3 protein-coding genes are annotated in these 3,645 nt (G+C 67.8%); all 3 read left to right on the top strand.

Annotation, left to right across the window (positions count from 1 at the left end; all coding sequences use genetic code 11):
• On the top strand, positions 1-2,535 hold a 2,535-nt coding region (gene rpoC, locus VGN50_RS01315; protein WP_327442832.1), incomplete at its 5' end, for a DNA-directed RNA polymerase subunit beta'.
• Between the two features lie 407 nt (positions 2,536-2,942).
• A complete protein-coding gene (rpsL, locus tag VGN50_RS01320) occupies positions 2,943-3,317 on the top strand; it encodes a 30S ribosomal protein S12 (protein ID WP_056883290.1) in 375 nt (124 codons plus the stop codon).
• On the top strand, positions 3,317-3,645 hold a 329-nt coding region (locus VGN50_RS01325), incomplete at its 3' end, for a 30S ribosomal protein S7 (RefSeq protein ID WP_327442833.1). The genes rpsL and VGN50_RS01325, both read left to right, overlap by 1 nt.

Genomic DNA, 3,645 nt, shown 5'->3' on the forward strand with positions numbered 1-3,645 from the left:
CTCGAGCTGTTCAAGCCGTTCGTGATGAAGCGCCTGGTCGACCTCGACCACGCCCAGAACATCAAGTCGGCCAAGCGCATGGTCGAGCGCGCTCGCCCGGTCGTGTGGGACGTCCTCGAAGAGGTCATCACCGAGCACCCCGTGCTGCTCAACCGCGCACCCACGCTGCACCGTCTGGGCATCCAGGCGTTCGAGCCGCAGCTCGTCGAGGGCAAGGCCATCCAGATCCACCCGCTCGTCTGCTCGGCCTTCAACGCCGACTTCGACGGTGACCAGATGGCCGTGCACGTGCCGCTGAGCACCGAGGCGCAGGCCGAGGCCCGCATCCTCATGCTCTCCAGCAACAACATCCTCAAGCCGGCCGACGGCCGACCGGTGACCATGCCCACCCAGGACATGATCATCGGCCTGTTCCACCTCACCTCCGAGGTGGAGAACGGTCGCGGCTCCGGCCGGGCGTTCGCGTCGGTCTCCGAGGCCCGGATGGCGTTCGACGCTGGTGAGCTCGAGCTCGGCAGCAAGGTCAAGATCCGCCTCGAGGACGTCGTGCCGATCCCCGGCACGGTGCTGCCCGAGGGCGTCGAGGCCAACGAGCTCGGCCAGGTGGCCTCGCTCACCGTCGAGACGAGCCTGGGCCGTGCGCTGTTCAACCAGACGCTGCCCGTGGATTACCCCTTCGTCGACGCCCCCGTCGACAAGAAGCGGCTGTCCACGATCGTCAACGACCTGGCCGAGCGCTACACCAAGGTCCAGGTCGCCGCGAGCCTCGACGCGCTCAAGGAGTACGGCTTCCACTGGGCGACCCGCTCGGGCACCACGGTCGCCATCTCCGACGTCGTGACGCCGCCCCGCAAGGGCGAGATCCTCGAGGGCTACGAGACCAAGGCGACCAAGGTCCAGACCCAGTACGAGCGTGGTCTGATCACCGACGACGAGCGCCGTCAGGAGCTCATCGAGATCTGGACGCAGGCCACCAACGAGGTCGCCAAGGAGATGGAGGCCAACCTCCCGAAGACGAACACCATCTACAAGATGGTCTCCTCGGGTGCTCGCGGTAACTGGATGCAGCTGCGCCAGATCGCCGGTATGCGTGGTCTGGTGTCCAACCCCAAGGGCGACATCATCCCCCGACCGATCCGCGCGAACTTCCGTGAGGGTCTGTCGGTGCTCGAGTTCTTCATCTCGACGCACGGTTCCCGTAAGGGCCTGGCCGACACCGCGCTGCGTACCGCCGACTCGGGTTACCTGACCCGTCGTCTGGTGGACGTCTCGCAGGACGTCATCATCCGTGAGGACGACTGCGGCACCGAGCGTGGTCTGGTCATGCCGATCGCCCAGAAGCTGTCCGACGGCTCGCTGGTGGAGCACGACGACGTGGAGACCTCGGTCTACGCCCGCACGCTCGCCGAGGACGTCGTCCACGACGGCGCGACGCTGGCAGAGGCCGGCATCGACCTCGGTGACGTCGTCATCGACGCGCTGGTGGCTGCGGGGGTCGAGCAGGTCAAGGTCCGCTCGGTCCTCACCTGCGAGTCGCACGTCGGCACCTGTGCCGCCTGCTACGGCCGCTCGCTGGCCACCGGCAAGCTGGTCGACATCGGTGAGGCGGTCGGCATCATCGCCGCCCAGTCGATCGGTGAGCCCGGCACCCAGCTGACGATGCGTACCTTCCACACCGGTGGTGTGGCCGGTGACGACATCACGCAGGGTCTGCCGCGTGTCGTCGAGCTGTTCGAGGCCCGCACCCCCAAGGGTGTGTCCCCGATCGCCGAGGCGGCCGGCCGGATCACCATCGAGGACACCGACAAGACGCGGCGCCTCATGCTGACCCCGGACGACGGCTCCGAGGAGCACGCCTACCCGGTCAGCAAGCGGGCCCGCCTGCTGGTGGCCGATGGCGAGCACGTCGAGGTCGGACACCAGCTGACGCAGGGGTCGATCGACCCCAAGCAGGTGCTGCGCATCCTCGGTCCCCGCGCGGTGCAGATGCACCTGGTGGACGAGGTGCAGCACGTCTACCGCCAGCAGGGTGTGTCGATCCACGACAAGCACATCGAGGTCATCGTCCGCCAGATGCTGCGCCGGATCACGATCATCGAGTCCGCCGATGCCGACCTGCTCCCTGGTGAGCTGGCCGAGCGTGGGCGCTTCGAGACCGAGAACCGCCGCGTCGTCGCCGAGGGTGGGCGTCCCGCGTCCGGTCGTCCGGAGCTCATGGGTATCACCAAGGCCTCGCTGGCGACGGACTCCTGGCTCTCGGCCGCCTCCTTCCAGGAGACGACCCGGGTGCTGACCGAGGCCGCGATGAACGCCAAGTCGGACCCGCTGCTGGGTCTGAAGGAGAACGTCATCCTCGGCAAGCTCATCCCGGCCGGTACGGGTCTGCCCCGTTACCGCAACATCAAGGTCGAGCCGACCGAAGAGGCGAAGGCGTCGATGTACACGATGCCGAGCTACGAGTACGACTACCCGGCGTTCGGCCCCGGCTCCGGCGAGGCCATCCGCCTCGACGACGCCGAGCTCGGGCTCGACTGACCTCGTCGCTCCGGTCGCGTCGAGGGCCGGTCCGCCACAGTGGCGGACCGGCCCTCGCGTCGTGTCCCCGCGGCATACCCGCGTCTGTGGGGGACTCGCCCGTCAGCGCCCCGGGCCCGAAGCGATTTGGTGGGCTACAGCGCAGGCGGTATCTTTGAACACTGTGTCTGAGTTGTGACTCCGACACGGCCCGCCGTCGCCGGCATCATGATCGGCACCGGGCGGCACCACCTCTCGCCGGGCAATCCGCAACCGATCCCTCCGGGGTTCGCGCGCGGGGAGTGCAGGGGAGAGCGCCAGACGCGACACACCCGAGTGCGGGGGTCGGGCGAGGCGAACCATCCACAAGGAGTGCTCGAGGGCTTCGGTCTGACAGCGCAGAACATCAACTACGTACGGAGAACAGGTTGCCTACGATCAACCAGCTTGTGCGCAAGGGGCGCCAGGACAAGGTCACCAAGACCAAGACTCCTGCCCTCAAGGGCTCGCCCCAGCGCCGCGGTGTGTGCACGCGTGTGTACACCACCACCCCCAAGAAGCCGAACTCTGCCCTGCGCAAGGTCGCCCGTGTGCGCCTCACCAGCGGCATCGAGGTCACGGCCTACATCCCGGGCGTCGGCCACAACCTGCAGGAGCACTCGATCGTGCTCGTGCGTGGCGGTCGTGTGAAGGACCTGCCCGGTGTGCGCTACAAGATCGTCCGCGGCTCGCTCGACACCCAGGGTGTGAAGAACCGCAAGCAGGCCCGTTCCCGTTACGGCGCGAAGATGGAGAAGAAGTAATGCCGCGCAAGGGTCCCGCCCCGAAGCGTCCTGTCGTCGCCGACCCGGTGTACCAGGCGCCGGTCGTCAGCCAGCTCGTCAACAAGATCCTCGTCGACGGCAAGAAGGGCCTGTCCGAGCGCATCGTGTACGGCGCGCTCGAGGCCGTCGCCGCGAAGAACGGCCAGGACGCGGTCGCGACGCTGAAGAAGGCGCTCGACAACGTCCGCCCGACCATCGAGGTCAAGAGCCGCCGCGTCGGCGGCTCGACCTACCAGGTCCCCGTCGAGGTCAAGCCGCACCGCGCGAACACGCTCGCGCTCCGCTGGCTGACCTCCTACGCGAAGGC

It is taken from the genome of Pedococcus sp., assembly GCF_036000045.1.
GTDB lineage: Bacteria > Actinomycetota > Actinomycetes > Actinomycetales > Dermatophilaceae > Pedococcus.